Below are 1,633 nucleotides of genomic sequence, written 5' to 3'. Positions count from 1 at the left end.
GGCCATGGCCTGAGATCGGATATGCCGCGCTTCCAGCCGAAGAACCCCGATTATAAGGTAGCCGCGGCCGCGACCTTCGCGGCGCAGCCGGCGATGCGCACCCTCGGCATCTCGATCGCGCGGCTGGAGCCGGGCGAGGTCGATCTCGCGATGGCCTATGCGTCGGCTTTCACCCAGCAGAATGGCTTCGTTCATGCCGGGATCATCACCGCAGGGCTCGATAATGCCTGCGGCATCGCCGCCTTCACGCTGATGCCGGCGGGTGCCGATATCCTGACCGTGGAGTTCAAGACCAACCTGCTGGCGCCGGCGAGGGGCGAGCGCTTCCTGTTCCGGGCGAGCGTCGTCAAGCCCGGACGAACGCTGACGGTCTGCGAGGCCCGCGCCTTCGCGCAGCATCGAGAGGTCGAAAGCCTGGTCGCCACGATGACCGCGACGCTGATGGCGATCGTCCCGAGGCCATCTCCGCCGCCTTCATGACGGAATATCGACAGCCGCATGCCGGGGCCCGCCTGATGCGACGATGTCCGCATGCGAGATGGCGATGATCGCAAGCCTCGGCCTCATCCTGCTCTGTCAGTTGATCGGCGAAGCCGCCGTGCGCGGTCTTGGCCTGCCGATGCCGGGGCCGGTCATCGGCCTGATGCTGCTGGTGCTGCTGCTGCTGGCGCGCGATCGATTTGGGATTCTCGCCCGCGGTCCGCTGCAGGACGGCGGCATTGAAACAGCCAGCCGCGGCCTGCTCGCCAATCTATCGCTGTTGTTCGTTCCGGCCGGCGTCGGCGTCGTGCAGAAGCTCGATCTCCTGGTGGCGCATGGCCTCGTCATCATCGCCATCCTGGCCGTGTCCGTGGTCGTCACCCTGCTGGCGACGGTCGCGACGTTTCTGTTCGCCAGCCGCCTGATGACGCGGAAGGACGCGCCGGGAATGAAAGATGACTGAAAACCCGTTCTCGCTCTGGGTCTATCTGTCACAGTCGCCGCTGCTCTGGTTGACCGTGACACTGCTGGTCTATGCGATGGTGGACGCGGTGTCGCTGAAGACGCATCGGCATGTGCTGGTCAATCCCGTGCTGCATTCGATCTGGATCATCGGTGCGTTCCTGCTGCTCACCGGCACCTCGTACACGACCTATTTCGCTGGCGCGCAGTTCGTGCATTTCCTGCTTGGGCCGGCGACCGTGGCGCTGGCGGTGCCGCTCTACGAGAACCGCAAGGTGGTGGCGACGGCGGTCCTGCCGATGCTGCTGGCGCTGGCGGCAGGTTCCGTCACCGCGATCGTGTCGGTGGTGGTGCTGGCAAAACTCGCCGGCCTGCCGCGCACGGTGATTCTGTCGCTGGCGCCGAAATCGGTCACCGCGGGCGTTGCCATGGGCATCAGCGAATCCCTGCACGCCGACCCCTCGCTCACGGCGGTCTCGGTGATCCTGACCGGCATCATGGGCGCGATCATCGTCACGCCCTTGATGAATCGCAGCGGCATCAGGGATTTTCGGGCGCGCGGCTTCGCAGTCGGGCTCGCCGCCCACGGCATCGGCACCGCTCGCGCATTTCAGGTCGATGTCGTTGCGGGCGCGTTCGCCGCCATTGCCATGAGCCTGAACGCGCTGGTGACGTCGCTGCTGGTTCCGGT

The 1,633-nt window shown here is 66.0% G+C and carries 3 protein-coding genes; all 3 read left to right on the top strand.

Annotated elements, in window-relative coordinates; genetic code table 11:
- Positions 1-21 precede the first annotated feature (21 nt).
- On the top strand, positions 22-480 hold the full coding sequence (locus WCB02_RS10595) for a PaaI family thioesterase (protein WP_423958065.1): 459 nt from the start codon (positions 22-24) through the stop codon (positions 478-480).
- Between the two features lie 64 nt (positions 481-544).
- On the top strand, positions 545-943 hold the full coding sequence (locus tag WCB02_RS10590) for a CidA/LrgA family protein (protein WP_423958064.1): 399 nt from the start codon (positions 545-547) through the stop codon (positions 941-943).
- A partial coding sequence (locus WCB02_RS10585; RefSeq protein ID WP_423958062.1) for an LrgB family protein occupies positions 936-1,633 on the top strand: 698 nt, incomplete at its 3' end. The genes WCB02_RS10590 and WCB02_RS10585, both read left to right, overlap by 8 nt.

The sequence above is a fragment of the Bradyrhizobium sp. genome, from assembly GCF_049581145.1.
In the GTDB taxonomy this organism is placed as follows: Bacteria; Pseudomonadota; Alphaproteobacteria; order Rhizobiales; family Xanthobacteraceae; genus Bradyrhizobium.
Note: the sequence above shows the minus strand (reverse complement) of the source record. Positions and strands in the feature narration are given on the sequence as shown.